The organism is Pseudonocardia xinjiangensis (genome assembly GCF_012911925.1).
Taxonomy (GTDB): domain Bacteria; phylum Actinomycetota; class Actinomycetes; order Mycobacteriales; family Pseudonocardiaceae; genus Pseudonocardia; species Pseudonocardia xinjiangensis.
Genome location: NZ_JAAXKY010000056.1, coordinates 19,780 through 41,906, shown reverse-complemented (window position 1 = coordinate 41,906; position 22,127 = coordinate 19,780). Strand labels below are relative to the sequence as shown.

At 71.9% G+C, this 22,127-nt stretch carries 17 protein-coding genes and 1 pseudogene; 14 read left to right on the top strand and 4 right to left on the bottom strand.

Going from position 1 to position 22,127, the window contains the following annotated elements; genetic code table 11:
* Window positions 1–402: 402 nt before the first annotated feature.
* A complete protein-coding gene (gene moeA, locus HF577_RS18085) occupies window positions 403–1,665 on the bottom strand; it encodes a molybdopterin molybdotransferase MoeA (RefSeq protein ID WP_169397056.1) in 1,263 nt (420 codons plus the stop codon).
* A 68-nt stretch (window positions 1,666–1,733) separates the two neighbouring features.
* On the opposite strand from moeA, the gene HF577_RS18080 reads away from it, so the two are divergent.
* Together HF577_RS18080 and groL are read left to right on the top strand one after the other, a co-directional pair.
* Window positions 1,734–1,937: a cold-shock protein gene (locus HF577_RS18080; RefSeq protein ID WP_075944303.1), complete on the top strand. Its 204-nt coding sequence runs from the start codon at window positions 1,734–1,736 to the stop codon at window positions 1,935–1,937.
* A 255-nt stretch (window positions 1,938–2,192) separates the two neighbouring features.
* Window positions 2,193–3,824, top strand: coding sequence for a chaperonin GroEL (gene groL / locus HF577_RS18075; protein ID WP_169397055.1), 1,632 nt, complete (start codon window positions 2,193–2,195; stop codon window positions 3,822–3,824).
* A gap of 92 nt (window positions 3,825–3,916) precedes the next feature.
* On the opposite strand, the gene HF577_RS18070 is transcribed toward groL, so the two are convergent.
* Both HF577_RS18070 and HF577_RS18065 read right to left on the bottom strand, forming a co-directional pair.
* Entirely contained in the window at window positions 3,917–4,258 is a 342-nt protein-coding gene (locus HF577_RS18070) for a hypothetical protein (RefSeq protein ID WP_169397054.1), read from the bottom strand.
* 229 nt (window positions 4,259–4,487) lie between these two features.
* Window positions 4,488–5,486, bottom strand: coding sequence for a helix-turn-helix transcriptional regulator (locus HF577_RS18065; RefSeq protein ID WP_169397053.1), 999 nt, complete (start codon window positions 5,484–5,486; stop codon window positions 4,488–4,490).
* A gap of 42 nt (window positions 5,487–5,528) precedes the next feature.
* Here HF577_RS18065 and HF577_RS18060 point away from each other — a divergent pair, with 42 nt between their 5' ends.
* The 10 genes and pseudogenes from HF577_RS18060 to HF577_RS18015 form a co-directional block, all read left to right on the top strand.
* Window positions 5,529–6,149 carry a TIGR03086 family metal-binding protein gene (locus tag HF577_RS18060; RefSeq protein ID WP_246266545.1) on the top strand — a complete coding sequence of 207 codons (621 nt, stop codon included), beginning with the start codon at window positions 5,529–5,531 and terminating at the stop codon, window positions 6,147–6,149.
* Between the two features lie 156 nt (window positions 6,150–6,305).
* Window positions 6,306–7,523, top strand: a complete 1,218-nt coding sequence (locus HF577_RS18055) for an extracellular solute-binding protein (protein WP_169397052.1) — start codon at window positions 6,306–6,308, stop codon at window positions 7,521–7,523.
* A complete protein-coding gene (locus HF577_RS18050) occupies window positions 7,510–8,652 on the top strand; it encodes an ABC transporter ATP-binding protein (protein WP_169397051.1) in 1,143 nt (380 codons plus the stop codon). Before HF577_RS18055 ends, HF577_RS18050 begins: the two co-directional genes overlap by 14 nt.
* Window positions 8,636–9,562: an ABC transporter permease gene (locus HF577_RS18045; protein ID WP_169397050.1), complete on the top strand. Its 927-nt coding sequence runs from the start codon at window positions 8,636–8,638 to the stop codon at window positions 9,560–9,562. Before HF577_RS18050 ends, HF577_RS18045 begins: the two co-directional genes overlap by 17 nt.
* Complete coding sequence (locus HF577_RS18040) at window positions 9,559–10,419, top strand: ABC transporter permease (RefSeq protein ID WP_169397049.1); 861 nt, start codon at window positions 9,559–9,561, stop codon at window positions 10,417–10,419. The genes HF577_RS18045 and HF577_RS18040 overlap by 4 nt, the downstream gene beginning before the upstream one ends.
* 32 nt (window positions 10,420–10,451) lie before the next feature.
* Window positions 10,452–11,570: a Gfo/Idh/MocA family protein gene (locus HF577_RS18035; RefSeq protein ID WP_169397048.1), complete on the top strand. Its 1,119-nt coding sequence runs from the start codon at window positions 10,452–10,454 to the stop codon at window positions 11,568–11,570.
* Complete coding sequence (locus tag HF577_RS18030) at window positions 11,567–12,472, top strand: DUF6807 domain-containing protein (RefSeq protein ID WP_169397047.1); 906 nt, start codon at window positions 11,567–11,569, stop codon at window positions 12,470–12,472. Before HF577_RS18035 ends, HF577_RS18030 begins: the two co-directional genes overlap by 4 nt.
* On the top strand, window positions 12,469–13,227 hold the full coding sequence (locus HF577_RS18025; protein WP_312859210.1) for a cupin domain-containing protein: 759 nt from the start codon (window positions 12,469–12,471) through the stop codon (window positions 13,225–13,227). The genes HF577_RS18030 and HF577_RS18025 overlap by 4 nt, the downstream gene beginning before the upstream one ends.
* A gap of 205 nt (window positions 13,228–13,432) precedes the next feature.
* Window positions 13,433–14,476, top strand: coding sequence for a LacI family DNA-binding transcriptional regulator (locus tag HF577_RS18020; RefSeq protein WP_169397046.1), 1,044 nt, complete (start codon window positions 13,433–13,435; stop codon window positions 14,474–14,476).
* 249 nt (window positions 14,477–14,725) lie between these two features.
* Window positions 14,726–15,658 (top strand): annotated as a pseudogene (locus HF577_RS18015) (NAD(P)-dependent oxidoreductase); the annotation flags it as partial.
* A 16-nt stretch (window positions 15,659–15,674) separates the two neighbouring features.
* Here HF577_RS18015 and HF577_RS18010 read toward each other — a convergent pair.
* Window positions 15,675–17,336: a DNA repair helicase XPB gene (locus HF577_RS18010; protein ID WP_169397045.1), complete on the bottom strand. Its 1,662-nt coding sequence runs from the start codon at window positions 17,334–17,336 to the stop codon at window positions 15,675–15,677.
* A gap of 457 nt (window positions 17,337–17,793) precedes the next feature.
* On the opposite strand from HF577_RS18010, the gene HF577_RS18005 reads away from it, so the two are divergent.
* Window positions 17,794–21,672, top strand: coding sequence for a sensor histidine kinase (locus HF577_RS18005; protein ID WP_169397044.1), 3,879 nt, complete (start codon window positions 17,794–17,796; stop codon window positions 21,670–21,672).
* Entirely contained in the window at window positions 21,669–22,094 is a 426-nt protein-coding gene (locus tag HF577_RS18000; RefSeq protein WP_169397043.1) for a roadblock/LC7 domain-containing protein, read from the top strand. The genes HF577_RS18005 and HF577_RS18000 overlap by 4 nt, the downstream gene beginning before the upstream one ends.
* Window positions 22,095–22,127: the final 33 nt, after the last annotated feature.

Sequence of the window (22,127 nt, the reverse complement as noted above, 5' to 3'; positions counted from 1 at the left end):
GGCATGGGGGCGGGTCGGCTCCTCCGGGTGGCGACACGGGACGATCGCAGCGGCGGCTACGGTACGCGAGAGCAGATCGTCACCGTGTGCCACACTGCCGTCACCGGGCCGAGGACCGGGTGAACGCAAAGGGCCGGGGCCGTCATCCCCCGAGACGACGACCCCGGCCGTGGAACCGCTCGTCCGCTCCCCAGCGACGGGCGGTAGGTCCGTTGCGACACGACCTCGGTCTCCCGACGCCGCTCTACAAGTATCCCCGAGTACCCGATCGATCGTCCAGATCACAGGCCCTGAAAGGCTGTGATGTGCACCGATCGGCCGAACACCCAATCAGTAAGACGCTCCGGGAGCGGGAATTGTTGCCTCTAGAGCCTGTGACCTGAGTCACATTTTGGTCGCTGCTCAGGGCTCGAGCAACCACACCTCGACCGGCGAGCCCGCGTCGAGCTCCGTCACGTCCTCCGGAACGACGACCAGACACTCCGCCCTGGCCAACGAACCGAGGAGGTGCGACGCCGGCGTTCCGACCTCCCGAACCGTGCCGTGCACCGCGTCGAGGACGCCTCTGCGGAACTGCCGACGACCCGCGGGCGAGGTCCAACGCTCACTGAGCGTAGCCGTCACGACGGGCCGATCAGGGTACGGATGCCCGAACGAGGCCCGCAGGGCGGACCGGACGAACACCTCGAACGAGACATGTGAGCTCACCGGGTTACCGGGCAGCGTCACCACCCCGACCCCGCCCAGGTCGCCGACACGCCCTGCCCCTTGGGGTCCGCCGGGCTGCATGGCGACCTTGCCGAACTCCACACCGCGCCCGGAGAACGCGTCGCGCACCACCTCGTACGCCCCCGCGCTCACCCCGCCGGAGGTCAGCACGAGATCGACGTGCCCGGCGTCGAGGCGACGGCGGATCCGGTCGAGGAACTGCTCGACGTCGTCCGGAACGAACCGGAGCAGCTCGGCACGACCGCCTGCGTCCTCGACCGCGGCCGCGAGCATCGGGCCGTTCGACTCGTAGATCTGCCCCGGCTGCAGCGCGGTCCCGGGCGCCACGAGCTCCGATCCGGTGGACAGCACCAGCACGGTGGGCAGGCGCCGCACCGCCACGGTGACCGCACCGACCGCTGCCGCCACCCCGATCTGGGCCGGGCCGAGCACCATGCCCGCGGTGAGGACGACGTCGCCGGCCAGCACGTCCTCGCCCGCGTAGCGGACGTGCGCGCCCGGGGCGGGAGCGGCGGAGAGCCGGACCGTCGTGGTGCCGCCGTCGGTGTCCTCGACGGGCACCACGGCGTCGGCCCCTGCCGGCAGCGCGGCACCCGTCATGATCCGGTGGGCGGTGCCGGGTTCCAGCGGTGGCACGTCGAGACGCCCCGCCGGGATGTCGGCGCCGACGGGCAGTTCGACGGGACGCGAGTCCTCCCGGCCCGCCACGTCGGCGGCGCGCACGGCGTACCCGTCCATCGCCGAGTTGTCGAAGGACGGCAGCGAGACCGCCGCCACGACGTCGGCGGCGAGCACGCGCCCCCTGGCCTGCCCCACCGGGACGTCCTCGGCGGGCATCGGCGGCAGCAGCGCAGCGACCACGGCACGGTGTTCTTCTACGGTCCTCGGGAAGCTCGCCACACAGGCATCCTGCCTGACCTCACTCAGCGATCTCATAAGGGCGCGGGCGCTGGTTTTTGGGTAGCGTCGATCGGGCGTAGATCAGCGAGGAACATGGAGGTGCCGTGGCTCAGGGCACGGTCAAGTGGTTCAACGCGGAGAAGGGCTTCGGCTTCATCGCCACCGACGGTGGGCCGGACGTCTTCGTCCACTACAGCGCGATCCAGTCGGACGGTTTCAGAACGCTGGACGAGGGCGACCGCGTGGAGTTCGAGACGACGGCAGGTCGGGACGGGCGCAGCCAGGCCGACGCGGTGCGTCGTATCTGACGGAGCCGCCGGCGCGGCGAGTCACCAGGGGGGATCGGTCGAACCGGTCCCCCCGGCTCGTTTCCGGGGCCTCCCACCACCGTCGGGTGACCTTGCACTCGACGGGCGCGAGTGCTAAAACCGGGTTGGCACTCGGCACGGTAGAGTGCCAGATGTCGAGCAGGTGAGACCGGCGCAGGGTTGTCGGTCGTCCGTCGCGGGCGCCGGGCTCGACGCGAGACTTTCGTGTCATCCCAATCGGAGGACAACACCCCCATGGCGAAGATGATCGCTTTCGACGAGGAGGCGCGCCGCGGGCTCGAGCGCGGCATGAACACCCTCGCCGACGCTGTCAAGGTGACGCTCGGCCCGCGTGGCCGCAACGTTGTCCTGGAGAAGAAGTGGGGCGCGCCCACCATCACGAACGATGGTGTGTCGATCGCCAAGGAGATCGAGCTCGAGGACCCCTGGGAGAAGATCGGGGCCGAGCTCGTCAAGGAAGTTGCCAAGAAGACCGACGACATCGCGGGTGACGGCACCACCACCGCCACCGTGCTGGCGCAGGCGCTGGTCCGCGAGGGCCTGCGCAACGTCGCCGCCGGCGCGAACCCGATGGCGCTCAAGCGGGGCATCGAGAAGGCCGTCGAGGCCGTCTCCCAGCAGCTGCTCAAGACCGCCAAGGAGGTCGAGACCAAGGAGCAGATCGCTGCCACCGCCTCGATCTCCGCGGCCGACTCCACCATCGGCGAGCTGATCGCCGAGGCGATGGACAAGGTCGGCAAGGAAGGCGTGATCACGGTCGAGGAGAGCCAGACCTTCGGTCTGGAGCTCGAGCTCACCGAGGGCATGCGCTTCGACAAGGGCTACATCTCGCCCTACTTCGTCACCGACGCGGAGCGGATGGAGGCCGAGCTCGAGGACCCCTACATCCTCCTGGTCAGCTCCAAGATCTCCACCGTCAAGGACCTGCTCCCGCTGCTCGAGAAGGTCATGCAGGGCGGCAAGCCGCTCGCGATCATCGCCGAGGACGTCGAGGGCGAGGCCCTGGCCACCCTGGTCGTCAACAAGATCCGTGGCACCTTCAAGTCCGTTGCCGTCAAGGCGCCGGGCTTCGGTGACCGCCGCGAGGCGATGCTGGCCGACATGGCCATCCTCACCGGTGGCGAGGTCATCTCGGAGAAGGTCGGCCTCAAGCTGGAGAACGCCGACCTGTCGCTGCTGGGCCGCGCCCGCAAGGTCGTGGTCACCAAGGACGAGACCACCATCGTCGACGGTTCCGGCGACGCCGACCAGATCGCGGGCCGGGTCAACCAGATCCGCGCCGAGATCGAGCGCACCGACTCCGACTACGACCGCGAGAAGCTGCAGGAGCGCCTGGCCAAGCTGGCCGGCGGTGTTGCGGTCATCAAGGCCGGAGCGGCCACCGAGGTGGAGCTCAAGGAGCGCAAGCACCGCATCGAGGACGCCGTTCGCAACGCGAAGGCGGCCGTCGAGGAGGGCATCGTCGCCGGCGGTGGCGTCGCCCTGATCCAGGCCGGTGCCGGCCTGTTCGAGGGTCTCGGCCTGGACGGTGACGAGGCCACTGGCGCCAACATCGTCAAGGTCGCGCTGGAGGCTCCGCTCAAGCAGATCGCCATCAACGCCGGCCTCGAGGGCGGCGTCGTCGCGGAGAAGGTGCGCGGGCTCAACGCCGGCGAGGGCCTCGACGCGGCCACCGGTGAGTACAAGGACCTGATCAAGGCCGGGATCATCGACCCCGCCAAGGTCACCCGCTCGGCGCTGCAGAACGCAGCCTCGATCGCGGCCCTGTTCCTCACCACCGAGGCCGTCATCGCCGACAAGCCGGAGAAGAACCCGGCCCCGGCCGGGGGCGACCCGACCGGCGGCATGGGCGGCATGGACTTCTGAGTCCGTCCCACCCCGCAGTACCCAGCTCGTCCCGCAGGGGCGGCACCCGGTTCCGGGTGCCGCCCCTGCGGCGTTCCGGACGCGCTCACCCCCTAGAGCAGGGTGACCGCCGCGAAGAAGAGCAGCGGCACCACGTAGCCGAGCAGGCAGATGCCCAGCCGGGCGGCGACCTGGGCCAGGGTGGTGGCCCGCCTGCCCCAGATGCCGAAGACCACCGGCACGAGCAGCGTCGCGAGACAGGCGACCACGAGGAACACCCCCACCGCGGCGCACCGGTCCGCCGCGGAGCTCGCCCCGGAGTCGTAGCACAGGGCGAACATCCCGCCGGCCCCCACGCCGAACAGGGCAGTCATCAGGGAGAGCGGGATCGTCAGGACCATCGCCACCCCGTACAGGACGCGGCCGCGGCGGGCCGGTGCGGTGGTCGTCTCCATGATCCGGACCCTAGATCGCGTGAATCGCCAGGGCGTCCGCAGAACTACGGAACCGCCGGTCGCCGATGATCTGGGCGGGACCACCTGCAAGCCCCCCGGCACCCAGCGCCGCCTCCGTGGCGAGTCCCCCCGAGGGGCGCTGGTGCGGTGGTCCCGCCCATGTCCTGAACGGTAGTGGCCGCGCCGACCCCGCGGCCTCCGAAGAACCACTGCGTAGGAGTCGGTAGATCTACGGAACCGGTCCGGCGGTGGGGGCGGCGACGTAACGGGCCGCGGTGGCCGCCGCCCGTTCGACGACGGCCGCACGCAACTGCGGGGACCCGATCACCTCGGCGTCCGGACCGAGGGCCCAGACGGCGCCCAGCGCGTGGTCGAGCCCGGTGAACTCCAGCTCGAGACGCAGCCACCCGTCGCCGTCGACCTGCTCGGCGATCACCTGACGCACGGAGCGCACGAGGGCGCCCCTCGCGTGCGAGCGGACCCGGACCGTCACGGTCAGGGCGGCCATGGTGGCCGCGAACCGCGCGCGGCGCTCCTCCCAGGCCCGCTGCAGGTCCACCCCGGCGGGCCGGTCGGCGGCTTCGGCCAGCTCCTCGACGGCGAGGATCCGGGACAGCCGGTAGGTCCGGTCCGCGCCGTCACGGGTGGCGAGCAGGTACCACCGGCCGCGGGCGTTCACGAGGCCCACCGGATCGACCGTCCGCCACCGGGCCTCCTCCCCGGACGCGGCGTAGTGGACGCGCAGCCTGCGTCCGGCGAACACGGCGCCCCGGACCACGGCCAGCCGCTCCTCGTCGTCGGGAGCCTCCGCCGCCGGGCCGTCCGTCCGGCCGACCATGCCCTCCCGCCGGATCAGGATGCGTCCGGCGTCGCGGGTGGCGGCGGCGCGTCGCTGCTGGGGCAGCGCCGCCACGACCTTCCGCATGGCGGACGCCAGCGCCGGTGCTCCGCCGGAAGGCGGGGGCGCGGTCTGCGAGCCGGCCACCAGCAGCGCGAGCGCCTCGTCGTGGGTCAGTCCGGTGAGGTCGGTGGTGTAGCCGGGGAGGAGCGCGAACCCCCCGTGGCGGCCGCGCTCGGCGTACACCGGAACGCCGGCGGACGAGAGCGCGTCGACGTCACGCAGCACCGTGCGCGTGGACACCTCCAGCTCCCGGGCCAGCGCCGGAGCCGTCATCCGTCCGCGGTGCTGCAGCAGGAGAAGCAAGGACAGCAGGCGGTCGGCACGCACGCCACGAAGAATCGCAGACATACACGACACAAGGTGTCGCGAATGGCGTCGAGACTCCTCGCCATGACGACCAGTGAGCTCACCGACCCCCGCCCCCTCTACGCAGGCGCCCTCTCCTGGGCCCAGGACATCGTTCGCGGGATCCGCTCCGACCAGCTCGGCGAGCCGACCCCGTGCCCCGAGTTCGACGTCCGCACGCTCCTCGCGCACCTCGTCGCCACCGTCGACCGGGCCACCGCGCTCGGAAAGGGCATGGACTGGGCATTGACCCCGAGCTTCGTCCCGGCCGCGCCCGACGACGGGTGGTCGAGGGTGTACGGCGACGCGATCGCCGCGATGTGGGCGGTCTGGGGCGACGAGGCCGACAGCGGCCGGTTGCTCGACCGGGTCGTCACGGCTCCGTTCGGCACCGTTCCCGGCCGCGCCGCGCTGGTCAGCTGGACGCGCGAGACGCTCGTCCACGGCTGGGACCTCGCCGTGGCCACGGGCCAGGACGTGGAGGCCGACCCCGAGGCGGCACGGGCCGTGCTCGCGATGACGGAGCGCGTCCTCCCGGCCGAGCCCCGCGGTGGCCACATCCCCTTCGCGTCACCGGTGCCGCCCCGCGCCGACGCCGGGCCGACCGAGCGGCTCGCGAACTGGTGCGGCCACCGCCGGCCCTGACGGGACCCGTCCGCGGGGGACGCGATCACGGTTGTGGGCGGTCTTGACTCCGTCCGGCGGGGAGGGTCATGCTGGAAAGCGGTTACCAAGCCTGTCCGGAAAGCGCATACCGGATTCTGGACCGCTTTCCCGTCACGCCGTACATGGAGGTACAACGTGATCAGTCGTGGTACGGGACGCGGACGACTCGGCCTGGGTCTTGCCGCCGCGGTCCTGCTCGGGCTGGCCGGGTGCGGCGCGCCCGGAGCGCAGCAGACCGGCGCCGACGAGGTGGTCACTCCCGAGCGGCCCACCAGTCCGATCGCCCTCACGCTGCTCGACGGGGCGGGCAACCTCACCGGCAACAAGGTCATCTACGACAACTTCGCCAAGGCACACCCCGAGCTCGTCTCCGGAATCAGCTACCAGACGGCCCCCGCCCCCGACGTGGCCGGCAAGGTGCGCGCGCAGCAGGTGGCCGACAAGGTCGACATCTCGGTGGTCCTCGGGGGCCCCGACGTGCTGGGCGCCGGCCAGACCGAGAACCTCATCATGCAGCTGCTGCCGCAGTACTCGTCGAGCCTCCCCGACCTGTCCCAGGTGCAGGACGCGGCGAGCAAGGAGCTGCAGGACCTCAGCGGCGGCTACGGCGTCCTGAACCGCTACAACCCGAACGGCCCGCTGCTCGCCTTCCATCCGGGCACCATGAGCGCGCCGCCCACGACGCCCGACGAGCTGCTGGCCTGGGCCCGTGAGCACCCCGGCCAGTTCACCTACGCGCAGCCCGCCAACTCGGGCCCCGGCCGCACGTTCATGATGTCGCTGCCGTACATGCTCGGCGACAGTGATCCCTCCGACCCCGTGAACGGGTGGAGCAAGACCTGGGCATACCTGCGCGAGCTCGGCAAGTACGTCACCTCGTACCCCGCCAGCTCGACGATCATGAACCAGCAGTTCGGCTCCGGGCAGCTGCAGCTGATCCCCACCATCGTGTCGATGGACATCAACAGCCGCCGGGACGGCACGTGGGCGGGCACTGACCAGGTGGCGATGTTCGCCGACCAGCACTGGATCGGCGACGGCCACTTCATGATGATCCCCAAGGGGGTCTCGCCGCAGACGCTGTACGTGGCGCTCGAGCTGATCAAGTTCACGCTGCAGCCCGACCAGCAGGCCCTCACCTACGCCACCGGGTCGCTGATCACGGCCAACAAGAACGTGAAGCCGTCGGACGCCCCCGCGGACGGCCAGGCACTGCTTCAGCAGTTCGGCAGGCCGGACTTCTACCCGCAGGCGCTGGCGTCAGGGCAGAACCATCCACCGCTCCCACCTCCGACGATGGTGAAGGCGTTCGACCTGTGGCAGCGGGAGGTCGGCAGCCATGTCGGTAGCTGAGCAGACCACCGGCGCCGGCACGCAGGGCAGCACCTTCGGCTCGCTGCAGATGCGCCAGGTGTCGCGCTGGTACGGGAAGACGGCCGCACTGACCGACCTCGACCTCGAGCTGGCCCACGGTGAGTTCGTCGCCCTGCTCGGGCCGTCCGGCTGCGGCAAGTCCACGGCGCTGGCCTGCCTCGCCGGCCTGCAGCCGCTGACCACCGGCTCGATCTGGCGGGACGGCAAGCGGATCGACTCCCTGCCGGCCGACAAGCGCGGCTTCGGGATGGTCTTCCAGAGCTACGCGCTGTTCCCGCACCTCACGGTGGCGCGCAACGTCGAGTTCGGGCTCTCGATGCGCAAGGTCCCCCGCGCCGAACGGCGCAGGCGGGCGCAGGCCGCACTCGACCTCGTGCAGCTCGCCGACCACGCCGGCAAGCTCCCGTCCCAGCTGTCGGGCGGCCAGCAGCAGCGCGTCGCGATCGCCAGGGCACTGGCCATCGACCCGGAGATCGTGCTCATGGACGAGCCGCTGTCCAACCTGGACGCGGCGCTGCGCATCGAGATGCGCACCGAGATCAAGCGGCTCTACCAGGAACGGGAGCTGTCGGTCCTCTACGTCACCCACGACCAGGAGGAGGCGCTGTCGCTCGCCACCCGGCTCGTGGTGCTGCGCGGCGGCAGGCTGGAGCAGAGCGGCACGCCCGAGCAGGTCTACACCCAGCCGGCGAGCGCGTACGTCGCCGGCTTCATGGGCTACCGCAACATGATCAGCGCGCGGGTGGAGCAGGTGGAGAGCGACCCGCGCAGGGTCTGCGTGGTCGCCGGCGACCTGTGGCTGCAGGGCACGGCCGACCCCGCGGCCGGGCTCAGGGCCGGTTCCGAGGTGATGGTCGCGATCCGGCCGGAGGACATCGTGCCGGGACGGGCCGGGGTGAACGACGTCCCCGCGCTCGCCGAGGTGGTGGAGTACCACGGGCGCGAGCTCGCCGTCCGCGCCCGCACGGAACGCGGCGTGGTGCTGCACTTCCGCACCGAGAAGCCGGTGGCGGCCGGTGCGCGCGTCACGCTCGGCGCTCCCGAGGAACGGGTGCTGGTGTTCCCCGCCGAGGGCCGGGCGGAGGTGCCCGATGACGCTCACGGCTGAACCGGGCACCCCGGCCACCACGGCCCCACCGCGGCCGCCGCAGCCCCTGCGCCATCGCCTCGCGGAGCGGGGCGTGGACTGGACCCTGCTGCTCATCCTGCCCGCGGTGCTGATCATCGGCGCGCTGTTCGTCTACCCGTTCCTCTACGGGCTGTCGATCTCGTTCCAGCCGCTCGAGGGCGGCGACCCGCTGGCCAACTACACCGACTTCTTCGGCGATCCGTACCTGCGCGACTCCATCTGGAAGACGCTGCGGCTCGCCGTGCCCGTCGCGGTCCTCAGCGTGGCGGCCGCCGCGCCGCTGGCCTTCCGGATGCGCCGCGACTTCCCCGGCCGCCGGATCGTGACGCTGGTGGTGCTCCTGCCGCTGACGTTCGGCTCCGTGCTCATCGCCCAGGGCATGACGCAGGTCTTCTCGCCGACGGGCTGGACCAACCTGCTGCTGACCTCGCTCGGCGTTCCCCAGCAGCAGTTCATCTACAACTACACGGGCACCTTCATCGCCACGACGCTGGTGAGCATCCCGTTCGCGTTCGTGATGCTGATGGGCTTCTTCGGCGGCATCGACCGGTCGATCGAGGACGCCGCGGCCACCCTCGGCGCGAGCCGTGCCGCACGGTTCTGGCGGATCATCATGCCGCTGGCCGTGCCCGGCCTGATCACGGCGTTCACGCTCTGCCTGGTGGAGGCGTTCGCCGTGTTCCCGTCGGCGATCCTCGTCGGGCAGCCCGACAACGCCACCCACGTGCTCACGCTGCCGATCTACCAGGCGGCCTCCCAGCGGTCGGACTACCCGGCGGCCGCGGCCATCGCGGTGGTCATGACCGTGCTCGAGCTGGTGATCCTCGGCGTGCTGATGCTGCTGCGCAACCGGCTCTACCGCGGCCCGGCGACGGGAGGCAAGGGATGACCACCGCCGACATCGCGGCCGGGCCGCCCCCGCGCACGCGGCGCGAGCGCCCCACGCTCACCGCCGTGATCACGTGGGTGGCCGCAGGCTGCTTCGTGGCCGTGATCCTCGGGGTGCTGGCGTCCGTCGTCGTCCAGTCGTTCGCCACCACGTGGCGGGGCGGCTGGTGGCCGGCGGGGCTCACCGCCACCTGGTACGGCCGGGCCTGGTCGAGCACCGGCATGTCGCAGGCTCTCGCCAACACCGCGCAGGCCGGGGTCGCGGTGGTCGTGATCGCGCTGCTGGCCGGCGTGCCTGCCGGCTACCTGCTCGCCCGCCGCGCCTTCCCCGGCCGGTCGGTGGTCATGCTGCTCATGCTGCTGCCGATCATCCTGCCGCCGATGACGTACGCGGTGCAGCTCGCGGCGCTCATGTACCGCGTCGGGCTCGGCGGCTCGATGACGGCCGTGGTGCTCGTGAACCTGGTGCCGACTCTCCCGCTCGTCGTCCTGATCATGGTTCCGTTCGTCGAGCAGATCTCCCCCGAGGTGGAGAACGCCGCGCGCGTCTTCGGGGCCAACAACCTGCGGCTGTTCAGCCGGGTGCTGGTCCCGCTGCTCCTGCCCGGGATGCTCGCCGCCGGGATCCTGGTCCTCGTCCGGACGCTCGGCGCGTTCGAGCTCACGTTCTTCGTCTCGGCCGCCGACACCCAGACGCTCGTCGTCGCACTCTTCGGTGCGATCTCCGACCCGGGCGGCGTGCCCGGTCCGCTGACGGCGGCGATGGCCGTGACCTACATGCTCGTCGCGGTACTCGGGCTGGCCGTCAGCCTGCGCTTCGTCACCCCTTCCCAGGCCATTCGCCAGCGTCACCGCTGAGTTCGGACGACAACCCGAGGGAGCTCGTGCACATGCCAGACGGCAAGAAGCAGTACCGGGTCGCGATCGTGGGTACGGGTGCCATCGCCAGTGGCCGCCACCTGCCGGCCATCCAGGCCCAGGACGGCCGCGCCGCCGTCGTGGCCGTGGTGGACGTGGACGGCGACCGGGCCGCCGCGTTCGCCGCGGAGTGGGGGGTGGAGCACACCTACACCGACCTGGACACGATGCTGGCCACCGAACGGCCCGACCTGGCGATCATCTGCACCCCGCCGGCGGCCCACCACGACGGCGTCCGGGCCTGCCTGCAGGCCGGCGCGTGGGTGTGGTGCGAGAAGCCGCCCGTGCTCTCGCTGGCCGAGTACGACGCGCTGTCCGCCGAGGAGCGGGAGGGCGGCCCGTACGTCGGGTACGTGTTCCAGCATCGGTTCGGCTCCGCCGCCCGCACCCTGCGCGAGCAGATCGCCACCGGGGCGCTCGGGCGCCCGCTCGTGGGCATCTGCCACACGCTCTGGTACCGCGACGACGCCTACTACGAGGTGCCGTGGCGGGGCAGGTGGGAGACCGAGGGCGGCGGCCCCACGATGGGGCACGGGATCCACCAGATGGATCTGATGCTCTCGCTGCTCGGGGACTGGCGCGAGGTCCGCGCGATGATGGGCACCCTGGACCGGCGGATCGCCACCGAGGACGTCTCGCTCGCGGCGGTGTCGTTCGAGTCCGGGGCGCTGGTGTCGGTCGTCAACAGCGTCCTGTCCCCGCGCGAGGTCAGCTACCTGCGCTTCGACTTCTCCGAGGCCACGGTCGAGGTCTCGCACCTGTACGGCTACGACAACTCGAACTGGACCTGGACGCCACTGCGCGGCGTCGCCGAGGAACGCTCGGCGGGCTGGCTCCCGGCCACCGACGTCCGCAGCTCGCACAACGTTCAGCTGGCGGAGTTCCTCGACGCGATGGACCGCGGCGGACGGCCGCCGGCCAGCGGTCCCGACGGGCGCCGCAGCATGGAGCTGATCACAGGCCTGTACCAGTCGGCGATCACCGGGCGCCCCGTCACCCGCGACGAGCTGGAACCGGGCAACCCCTTCCACGCACACCTGGACGGCGGCGGCCGGTACACGGCGGGCGTCCCGGCGGTGGTGGCCCGATGACCGGGCTGACGGTCACGCACGAGCACGGTCTGAAGATCGGTGTCGGCGTCGGCGACGTGGAGATCGCGAGCTACGTCTACGGCCACGACCTGCCCACCTTCGAGGCGCCCAAGCCCTACCTGTACCCGATGCGGACGCTGTCCGGCGCCCTCGTGGCGGCGTACCGCCCGCACGACCACCGCTGGCACAAGGGCCTGCAGATGACCTGGTCGCACGTGTCCGGGCAGAACTTCTGGGGCGGCAACACCTACGTGCACGGGCAGGGCTACGTCGCGCTGGACAACGTCGGCACGATGCGCCACGACTCGTTCGACATCATCGACCTGACCGGGGACGAGCTCACCCTCCGCGAGTCGCTCACCTGGGTGGCCTCGACCGGCGAGAGCTGGGTGGCGGAGACGCGGACGCTGCGCTTCCACGGCGTCGACGCCGGGCGCGGCACGTGGCTGCTCGACTTCGGGACGGAGCTGCGCAACATCCGCGGCGAGGCACTGGAGCTGGGCAGCCCCACGACGCACGGGCGTCCCAACGCGGGCTACACGGGGTTCTTCTGGCGCGGGCCCCGCGGCTTCACCGGCGGCGAGATCATCACCGCCGGAGGTGGCGGCGGGCCGGAGACGATGGGCACCACCGATTCACCGTGGCTCGCGTACACGGGCAAGAACGATGACGTCGACGGCGGCGCGACCGTGCTGGTCCTCGCCGGGTCGACCACCCACGGGACGCTCACCTGGTTCGTGCGCAACGACCCGTTCCCCGCGGTGAACCCGTCGCCGGCGTTCGACAAGGAGATCACGCTCGCCGACGGCGACTCGCTCTCGCTGCAGCACCGGGTGGCCGTCGCCGACCGGATCTGGACGCGCGCGGAGTGCGAGGGCTTCGCCGCGGAGCATTCGCTGTGAGCGCTGCCCTGCCGCAGTTCCCGGGTGGCGTGGGGATCAGCGCGTTGCGCGTCTACCCCTGGGAGACGGCCGACGGGCTGTGCGGCGGGTCGCCCCACATGCACCTGTGCTGCTCCGAGTGCTACATCGTGGTCGGCGGCACCGGCAGGCTCCAGACGCTGACCGCGGCGGCAGGTCTCGTGGAGTCCCCGCTGCACACCGGGGACGTCGTCTGGTTCACCCCGGGCACGATCCACCGCGCGGTGAACGACGGTGACCTGCACGTGGTGGTGGTCATGCAGAACACCGGCCTGCCGGAGGCGGGCGATGCGGTGCTGACCCTCCCGCCTGCCCACCTGGCCGACCGCGACACCTACCGGCGGGCGACCTCACTGGCGGGTCCGGACGGGGTGCCGTCCGAGGAGCGCGCGAGAGCCCGGCGCGACCTGGCCATCGAGGGGTTCGCCGAGCTCACACGGCAGCTGGCCGCGGGCAACGGTGCCGCGCTCGACGCGTTCTACGCCGCCGCCACGGAGCTGGTGCGTCCCCAGCTGGGGGCGTGGCGGGCCCGGTGGGAGGAGGGCGCGGCCGCGATGAGCAGCCGGACCGGCGAGCAGCTGGCCGCGCTGGCCGCAGGTGACCACTCGCACCTGCTGGACGCGGGTGTGTCACGGATCGAGGAGCCGCCCGCGGCCGTTCTGGGCATGTGCGGTTTCCTCACCCCCTACGATCCGGTGCGCATCGGGTCGGTGGTACCCGTCGGCGGAGCCGGCTGAGCCCGGGCCACGCCACCCAAGAGGGGGAATGCGCTTTCCTCCCTCGGGCCGGGCGGTAGGCTCCACCGATACGGGGTCTGGACCGCGGGCCGGACGCACTGTGGCAGTCGACGGCGCTGTGTCATCAACGGTGCTGGGCCGTCGACGGCGCGGCCCGTCCGGTCCGCCGGTCCGGCGCCCGGTCCCGCAGCACAGGAGGCCGGCCATGAGCGACCGCGTCACGACCGCGTCGGTCACCCTTCTCGACGTCGCACGCGCGGCGGGGGTCTCCCTGGCCACCGCCTCGCGCGCCCTCAACGGCAGCACCCGGCGCGTGCGGCCCGACCTGCGCGACCGGGTGCTGGAGGCCGCCGACGCCCTGCAGTACTCGGCCAACGCGCAGGCCCAGGCGATGGCCAGGGGCCACACCAACCTCGTGGGGCTCGTGATCGGCGACGTCGGCGACCCCTACTTCTCCTCCATCGCCTCCGGCGCCATCCGGGCCGCCGAGGACCACCGTCTCGTCGTCACGATGGCGTGCACGTTCGGCCGGGAGGAGCGCGAGCTCGACTACGTGGCAGCGCTCCGGAGCCAGCGGGCCCGCGCCGTGATCGTCGTGGGGAGCCGGGTGCACGACCGTGACCTCACCGACCGGCTCGGCGCCGAGGTGCGCTCGTTCGAGCAGTCCGGCGGCCGCGTCGCCTTCATCAGCCAGCGCAAGATCGCGGCCGACACCGTCGTCCTGGAGAACCGGGCAGGCGCCAGGGCACTGGCCGAGGCGCTGTGCAGCCGCGGCTACCGCCGGTTCGCGGTGCTGGCGGGCCGGGCCGACCTGCTCACCGCCCGCGACCGGTTCGCCGGGTTCCGCGAGGGCGCCACGCGCGCCGGAGTACAGATCAGCCAGGACGACGTCGCGTACGGCGGGTTCACCCGTGACGGCGGCTACGACTCGATGATCGAGATCCTCGACCGCGGCGCCGACATCGACTGCGTGTTCGCGGTGAACGACGTGATGGCGCTCGGCGCGCTGGCCGCGCTGCGCGACCGCGGGATCGCGGTGCCGTCGACGATGGCGGTGGCCGGGTTCGACGACATCACCACCCTGCGCGATGCCACCCCGGCCCTGACGACCGTCCGGTTGCCGCTGGAGGACCTGGGCGCCTGGGCACTGGAACTGGTGCTCGAGCCGCCCGCCGACCAGCCGCGGATCAGGCGGGTACGCGGAGAAGTGATCATCCGCGACAGCACGCCCGGGCGCGCGCGCTCCTGAACCACGGGGTGACCGGATTGCGCATCCGGGACATCGCTCCCGCGCGGTTTGTCGATTTGACCGTTTTCGCCGCCCGGCGGGGGCACCGATGATCTGTTCCAGAAATCGCGGCGGGGCCGCATCAATTCTTCCCGGAGACCCGGCCACGACACGGGTCGATGGCTCGCCGAACGGCGCTGAACAGGCACGATGAGCTGCTGTTCGTTCTTGCCCTATTCGGAATAGGCTGGGTCCCGGAGAGGCGCCGAGCGGCACCGACGGCGCCGGACCGATACGGACAACGCGAGGAGAACGACCGTGACGACCACGACGACGAAAACCGTGACCGTGCTGGGAACCGGCATCATGGGCGCCGGAATGGCGAGGAACATCGCCCGGTCCGGGCTCGCCCTCACGGTGTGGAACCGCGACGCCGGGAAGGCCCGCGCGCTCGCCGACGTCGGCGCGACCGTGGCCGAGGATCCGGCCTCCGCGGTGGCCGGGGCCGACGTCATCGTCACCATGCTCTTCGACGCCGCGTCGGTGGAGGCGGTGATGGAGCAGGCCCTGCCGGCCGCCGCGGAGGGGGCGGTCTGGGTGCAGTCGAGCACCGTCGGGCTCGACGGTGCGCTGCGGCTCGCCGAGCTCGCCGACCGGGCGGGCGTGGACTACGTCGACGCTCCCGTGCTGGGCACCCGCCAGCCTGCGGAGGAGGGCAAGCTCCTCGTGCTGGCCGGGGGGCCGGAGCATCTCCGCGACGCCGTCGCGCCGGTGTTCGACGCAGTCGGCGCCCGCACCGTGTGGGTCGGCCCGCTGCCGGGCGACGGCCACCGGCTCAAGCTCGTGGCGAACTCCTGGGTGCTGTCCGTCATGGGCGGCACCGCGCAGGCGATCGGGCTGGCCGAGGGCCTCGGGCTGGATCCTCAGCAGTTTCTCGACACCATCGCGGGAGGGGGCACCGACTGCGGCTACGCGCAGCTCAAAGGTCGCGCGATGATCGCCGGGGACTACTCGACCTCGTTCACGACCGAGGGCGCCGCCAAGGACGCCTCGCTCATCGCGGACGCCCTCCGCGGCGCCGGCGTCGAGGACAACCTGATGCGCGCACTGCACCAGCAGTTCGCGGCGGCGACCGAAGCGGGTCACGGCGCGGAGGACATGGCCTCCGTGATCGAGGCGGTACGCCACCCGCGGTCGTCCTGATCCGACGGTCCGCGGCTCAGCCCACGTCCGGGACCGCAGGCCCGAGGAGATCGTCGGCGTCGACGATGCGGTAGGCGTAGCCCTGCTCCGCCAGGAACCGCTGCCGGTGCGCCGCGTAGTCGGTGTCGAGCGTGTCCCGCGAGACGACCGAGTAGAAGTGGGCCTGCCGGCCGTCGCCCTTCGGTCGCAGCAGCCTGCCGAGCCGCTGGGCCTCCTCCTGCCGTGAGCCGAACGTGCCCGACACCTGGACGGCGACGCTCGCCTCGGGCAGGTCGATGGAGAAGTTGGCCACCTTGCTCACCACGAGCACCGGCAGCTCACCCCGGCGGAACTGCTCGAACAGCGCCTCGCGCTCCTTGTTCTTCGTGGAGCCCTGGATGACTGGCGCGTCGAGCACCTCGCCGAGCTCGTCGAGCTGGTCGAGATAGGCCCCGATGACCAGCGCCGGCTCGCCGGGGTGCTTGCCGAGGATGGCCTTGACGACGTTCAGCTTGGTGTGGGCGGTGGAGGCCATGCGGTAGCGCTCCTCGGCCTCCGCCACGGCGTACCCGAGCCGTTCGGCCTCGGTGAGCGTGACCCGGACCTCGACGCAGTCGGCCGGGGCGATCCAGCCCTGCTGCTCGATGTCGCGCCACGGCGCGTCGTAGCGCTTGGGGCCGATCAGCGAGAAGACGTCGCCCTCCCGCCCGTCCTCGCGCACGAGGGTGGCGGTGAGCCCGAGCCTGCGCCGCGACTGCAGGTCGGCGGTCATCCGGAAGACCGGCGCGGGGAGCAGGTGCACCTCGTCGTAGATGACGAGGCCCCAGTCCCGGGAGTCGAACAGCTCCAGGTGCCGGTACTCGCCCTTGGTCTTGCGGGTGATCACCTGGTAGGTCGCGATCGTGACCGGCCGGACCTCCTTGCGCTCGCCGGAGTACTCCCCGATCTCGTCCTCGGTGAGCGACGTGCGCGCGATCAGCTCGCGCTTCCACTGGCGTCCGGACACGGTGTTGGTGACGAGGATCAGCGTGGTGGCCTGCGCCTGCGCCATCGCGGCCGCGCCGACGAGCGTCTTGCCCGCCCCGCACGGCAGCACGACGACGCCCGAGCCACCGGCCCAGAAACCCTCGACGGCCTGGCGCTGGTAGTCGCGCAGCGACCAGCCGTCCTCGGCGAGAGCGATCGGGTGGGCCTCGCCGTCGACGTAGCCGGCGAGGTCCTCGGCGGGCCAGCCGATCTTGAGCAGCGCCTGCTTGAGATGCCCGCGCTCCGACGGGTGCACGAGCACGGTGTCGTCGTCGATCCGGGCCCCGAGCAGCGGGGCGATCTTCTTCTGCCGGAGCACCTCCTCCAGCACCGCGCGATCGAGGGCCACCATGACGAGCCCGTGCACGGGCGAGTTCGTCAGCTGCAGGCGCCCGTACCGGCCCATCGTGTCGACCACGTCGACCAGCAGCGGCTGCGGGACCGCGTAGCGGGAGAAGCGCACGAGCGCGTCCACCACCTGCTCGGCGTCATGCCCCGCGGCACGCGCGTTCCACAGCGCGAGCGGTGTCACCCGATAGGTGTGGACGTGCTCGGGGGCGCGCTCCAGCTCGGCGAACGGCGCGATGGCCCCGCGGGCCTCCGTGGCGGCCGGGTGGTCGACCTCGAGCAGCAGCGTCTTGTCGGACTGGACGATGAGCGGCCCGTCGGTCATACGTGTGGTACTCCTCACAAAAACCCGGCGGACGCCGGGGGTGAACGTGATCTGCCGCGTGCACCGGCAGGGGATCCGTTCGGGGGAACGCCGCCGCCCGGCCTCGACGAAGGAGTGATCGACCACTTCGGCTATGCTGTGCCGGCTCTGTCCGAAAGTGCACGTGTGCCACCGCGATCGTACCGGGTCCTGGAGGTCATCGCCCTTCCCCAGAGGGCGCGTGTCGGAGCCGGCGGAGCGCGCACCACGCGGGCCGGAACAGCCGACCGGCCCGCCCCCGACAGAAGGCGCGACGGATCGACCCGATGCCCATTGCACTGCTCCCCGAGCCTGGCACCCGCTCCCGGCCACCCACCGCCCCTGGACCGCAGCTCAGCCTGTTCGGTCTCGCGGGCGATCACCCGAGCATGCCAGAGTTCGCTCGATCGTCGCCGGCAATCATCAGGGGGACGTTGACGTGACCAGCACCGAGACCAGGCCCACCTGGTCCGAGCGGTTCAACCCGCGAAACTGGACGCTGGCCTGGAAGCTGGTCATCGTCTGTCTCATCCCGGCCATGCTGGCGCTCGCCCTCGGCATCCTCCGGGTGTCCGACCAGGCCAGCCAGGCCGCCGAACTCGGCCGAAGCAGCCGCCTGCTGGAGGTGGCGCAGCACGTCTCCAGTGCAGCCGACTCCCTCCGCCAGGAGCGCAACGCCGCCGCACTGTTCGCCGCGGGCAACCGCGTCGACGACCGCGCCGCCCTCGAGGCCGGATTCCACCAGACCGACGGTCAGATCGACCAGATGCTCGGCGCCGTGCACAGCGCGGCCGAGCTCGAGGTCACCACCCGGAGCGCGCTGCAGAAGGCCGAGCGTGAGCTCTCGGGCCTCGGCCCCATCCGCACCGACGCCGCGCAGAACCCTGCGGTCAACTCCGACCAGCTCACGGACCGCTACACCACGATCATCGACAGCGTCGACGTCCTCGGCCGCGCCCTGCTGCGCCAGCTGAGCACGCCGGGCATCGGGGGTCTCCCTGACGCCCTCACCGCGGTCATGAACACCTCGGAGCAGCTGGCCCTGCAGCACACGGTGCTCGGTGCCGCGATCAAGGCCCGCACCCTGCGGCCCTCCGACGAGGAGGCCGCGCTCGCCGCCGACAGCCAGCTCACGGCGGCCCTGCGCGAGTACCAGTCCGCGCTCACCCTGGGTGTCGTCGGTAACCCCCTCGACGCCACCGCCAACACGCAGCGCGAGCGCCTGAAGGCACAGATCCTCGACACCGCGCCCAACAGGCAGATCTCGGTCCCGGCCGTCGCGTGGGACTCCGCCTACGCCGACGCGAAGGCCGCTGCCGAGCGCGCGTCCACCCGTATCCGCAAGGCACTGGCCGGCTCCAGCGCCGCTGCCGAGGAGCGGGCCAGCAACGAGGCCGGTCTCAACTCGGTCATCCTGATGCTCGGCCTGCTCATCGGCGCCACGATCGCCGTGCTCGTCGCCCGGGCCCTGCTCCGGTCGCTGCAGGTGCTGCGCACCACGGCACTCGACGTCGCCGAACGGCGGCTGCCTCAGGCCGTCGAGAGCATGCGCGCGGGCGAGACGCCCGACGTGGAAGTCGACCCGGTGCCACTCACCGGCCGCGACGAGGTGGCCCAGGTGGCCCGCGCGTTCGACGCGGTCCACGGACAGGCGGTCCGCCTCGCGGCCGAACAGGCGGCCCTGCAGCAGAACGTCAGCGCGATGTTCGTCAACCTCTCCCGCCGCAGCCAGGCGCTCGTCGAGCGCCAGCTGCAGCTCATCGAGCAGCTGGAGAGCAACGAGCAGGACCCGGACCAGCTGTCCAACCTGTTCCAGCTCGACCACCTCGCCACCCGCATGCGGCGCAACAGTGAGAACCTCCTGGTTCTCGCGGGCACCGACCTGGCCAAGCGCAACATCGCGCCGATCCCGATGGTCGACGTGCTCCGCGCCGCGGTGTCGGAGGTCGAGCAGTACCAGCGGATCATCGTGCAGGCCCCGCCCACGGTGAACGTCGTGGGCCGGGCGGCGTCCGACCTCGTCCACCTGCTGGCCGAGCTGCTCGACAACGCCACGAGCTTCTCCCCGCCCGACTCGCAGGTGGTCATGAGCACCACCCGCACGGCCGACGGATCGATCGTCATCGAGATCGCGGACCGCGGTGTCGGCATGATCGACCACGAGCTCAACGACGCCAACCAGCGACTCGGTGGTCCCTCGTCCGTCGACGTGTCGGCGTCCCGGCGAATGGGTCTGTTCGTGGTCGGTCGACTCGGCGCCCGCCACGGCATCAACGTGCGGCTCAGCACGTCGTCGGCGGGCGGTCCCGGTGCGGGCCTCACCGCATCGGTCACCGTGCCCGGCTACCTCATCCCCTCCACCAGCGAACCGCACGAGCCGCAGCGCCCGGCGCCCGCGATCCCCAACCGCGCGAACACCATCTCGGCGCAGCGTCCCGGCACCAACGGCACGGCCCGTCCCGGATCGCTCTCGGCCCTGGTCGCGGGCACCGACGGTCCGGCCAACCCCACGGGCGTCTTCGACGCACCGGCCGGGCACGACGGGCAGCTGTTCTCCTCGCAGCCGCCGCCCGCGGTCAACGGCTCCGGCTCGATCGGGAAGCTGCCCACCAGGCGACCGGGCCAGTCGGTCCGACCCGAAGGCCAGCCCCCGCAGCACAGCAGGCCTGATCCGGCCGAGCAGGCGGCGGCCGACCAGGCCGCGGCGGAGCAGCGGGCGGTACAGCGGGCTCGGGATCTCGCCGCACAGGCCGCGTCCGACGCGGCCAAGCTCGAGCAGCAACAACAGCAACAGCGACGCGACCAGCGTCAGACGCCCAACCAGCAGCCCGGCACCACGTTCAACACCGGCTCCTACCGGAACGGCGCCCAGCCCGACACCTCCCGCTCGTTGTGGTCCAGCAGCGACGCTGCTCCCAACGGGTTCGCGCCCAGCGAGCCCACCACCTCAAACGGGAGCCCGACGTTCAGCACCGGCGCCACCCCTGCCGGTAGGGACGCGCGGTCCGACGACTCCGGGTCGAACCCCCGCCAGCAAGCCGCCCCCAGCGGTGAGCAGCAGGGCGACCAGCCGGGATCGGGCCAGGAGCGCGCAGCTGAGCAGGCCTCGGCGGGCGCAGCGCCCACCGGTTCGTTCCCGGTCGACACCGGGCGCCCCGGAGAGGCGCTGCCACAACGCGGTGCTCCCCCTCAGGTGCCGCCGGCCCCGCTCACGATGCCCATGCCGATCCTGGGCCGGGGCAACCCGCTGCCCCCGCCCCGGGCCACCACGCCTCGGCCGGAGCAGCCGGCTCCGCGGCAGTTCACCCAGGGCACGGGCTCCGACCAGCGCGGTCAGCAAGCCGGATCTGCTCAGCCCGGCCACCAGGCTCAGCGTTCCCAGCAGGCCCAGCCCGCTCAGCAGGCCCAGCCCAGCCAGCCCAGCCAGCACGCTCAGCAGCCTCAGCCCGCTCAGCCCGTCCAGCAGGCCCAGCACGCTCAGGCCCAGCACGCTCAGCAGAGTGAAGTCGGGCAGTCGGCTCCGGCCGAGGCTCCTGTCCAGGCTGACGAGCTGTTCGCCCCGAGCGTTCCGGTCATCGCGGAGCCGGCAGCCGCACCCGTCAGCCCTCGGAGGACCGGCGAGTTCGACCCCAGCGAGACCACGCCGATCTTCGAGGAGATCGCGTCGGCGTGGTTCCGCTCGAACCGCCCGATCCCGGTCAACTGGCAGACCGAGCACGGCGGGCCCCCGCGGCCGTCGGCGCAGCGTCCTCCGATGCGCCAGTCGGCGCCCAGCCCGGCACCGGCTCCCACGCCCGCGCCGGCTCCCACGCCGGCACCGGCACCGCTGCCCCCGGCTCCTGCTCCGACCCCGCCGCCCGCCGCAGCACCGGCACCCGCTCCAGCGCCGAGCCCGACCCCGGCACCCACTCCGCCCGAGCCGGTCCGCCAGACCCGCCAGGCACCGGAGAAGGCACCCACCCCGGAGCCCGTCGCCCGCGCAGCCGACCAGGAGTTCGCCAGCCAGGCCGACGAGGGATGGCGAGCGGCGAGCACGGTGGTGGCCGAGCAGCCCGACGAGGTCACGGCCGCCGGACTGCCCAAGCGGCGCCCACGGGCACGGCTCGTGCCGGGCAGTGCAGGATCCGCAGTACTGGCCCCTCCGGTCTCCTCGGCACGCAGCGCGGAGACCGTCCGGGGCCGGCTCGCCAGCTACCAGCACGGTGTCCGTCAAGGCCGCGAGAGCCGCATGCGCGGCGCAGCGGACCCGGGCTCAGGGGCCAACGCTGGTTCGAATTCCGCCAACGCTGGTGTCAATCACGACGAGGAGTCTTCATGACGGCGCCACAGACGCAGCCGAGCCGCTTCGGATGGCTGGTCACCAACTTCGCGGAACGGGTGCCAGGTGTCGCCCACGCCATCGTGGTGTCGGCCGACGGACTGTTGCTCACCGCTTCCGACCGACTGCCCCGCGACCGGGCCGACCAGCTCGCCGCGGTGTCGTCCGGGCTGGTCAGCCTCACCCAGGGCGCCGCACGCTGCTTCGACGCCGGTGGCGTCGTGCAGACGGTCGTCGAGATGGACCGCGGGATCGTCCTGCTCATGTCCATCAGCGACGGTTCCTGCCTCGCGGTACTGGCCTCCCCCAGCTGTGACATCGGGCTGATCGGTTACGAGATGACGCTGCTCGTCGACCGGGTCGGCCAGCTCCTCACGCCGGAACTGCGTGCCGAGCTCCAGGGCTCCTTCGGCGGGTTCTGAGCACCACCCCGCAACACCCCGTAAGACCCCCGG

What these genes read in the sequence shown, in the direction of transcription:
- moeA (WP_169397056.1), bottom strand. Translation starts at nt 1,665, where the DNA reads ATGAGATCGCTGAGTGAGGTCAGGCAGGATGCCTGTGTGGCGAGCTTC.
- HF577_RS18035 (WP_169397048.1), top strand. Translation starts at nt 10,452, where the DNA reads ATGCCAGACGGCAAGAAGCAGTACCGGGTCGCGATCGTGGGTACGGGT.
- HF577_RS18030 (WP_169397047.1), top strand. Translation starts at nt 11,567, where the DNA reads ATGACCGGGCTGACGGTCACGCACGAGCACGGTCTGAAGATCGGTGTC.
- HF577_RS18045 (WP_169397050.1), top strand. Translation starts at nt 8,636, where the DNA reads ATGACGCTCACGGCTGAACCGGGCACCCCGGCCACCACGGCCCCACCG.
- HF577_RS18050 (WP_169397051.1), top strand. Translation starts at nt 7,510, where the DNA reads ATGTCGGTAGCTGAGCAGACCACCGGCGCCGGCACGCAGGGCAGCACC.
- HF577_RS18040 (WP_169397049.1), top strand. Translation starts at nt 9,559, where the DNA reads ATGACCACCGCCGACATCGCGGCCGGGCCGCCCCCGCGCACGCGGCGC.
- groL (WP_169397055.1), top strand. Translation starts at nt 2,193, where the DNA reads ATGGCGAAGATGATCGCTTTCGACGAGGAGGCGCGCCGCGGGCTCGAG.
- HF577_RS18020 (WP_169397046.1), top strand. Translation starts at nt 13,433, where the DNA reads ATGAGCGACCGCGTCACGACCGCGTCGGTCACCCTTCTCGACGTCGCA.
- HF577_RS18070 (WP_169397054.1), bottom strand. Translation starts at nt 4,258, where the DNA reads ATGGAGACGACCACCGCACCGGCCCGCCGCGGCCGCGTCCTGTACGGG.
- HF577_RS18010 (WP_169397045.1), bottom strand. Translation starts at nt 17,336, where the DNA reads ATGACCGACGGGCCGCTCATCGTCCAGTCCGACAAGACGCTGCTGCTC.
- HF577_RS18000 (WP_169397043.1), top strand. Translation starts at nt 21,669, where the DNA reads ATGACGGCGCCACAGACGCAGCCGAGCCGCTTCGGATGGCTGGTCACC.
- HF577_RS18060 (WP_246266545.1), top strand. Translation starts at nt 5,529, where the DNA reads ATGGCGTCGAGACTCCTCGCCATGACGACCAGTGAGCTCACCGACCCC.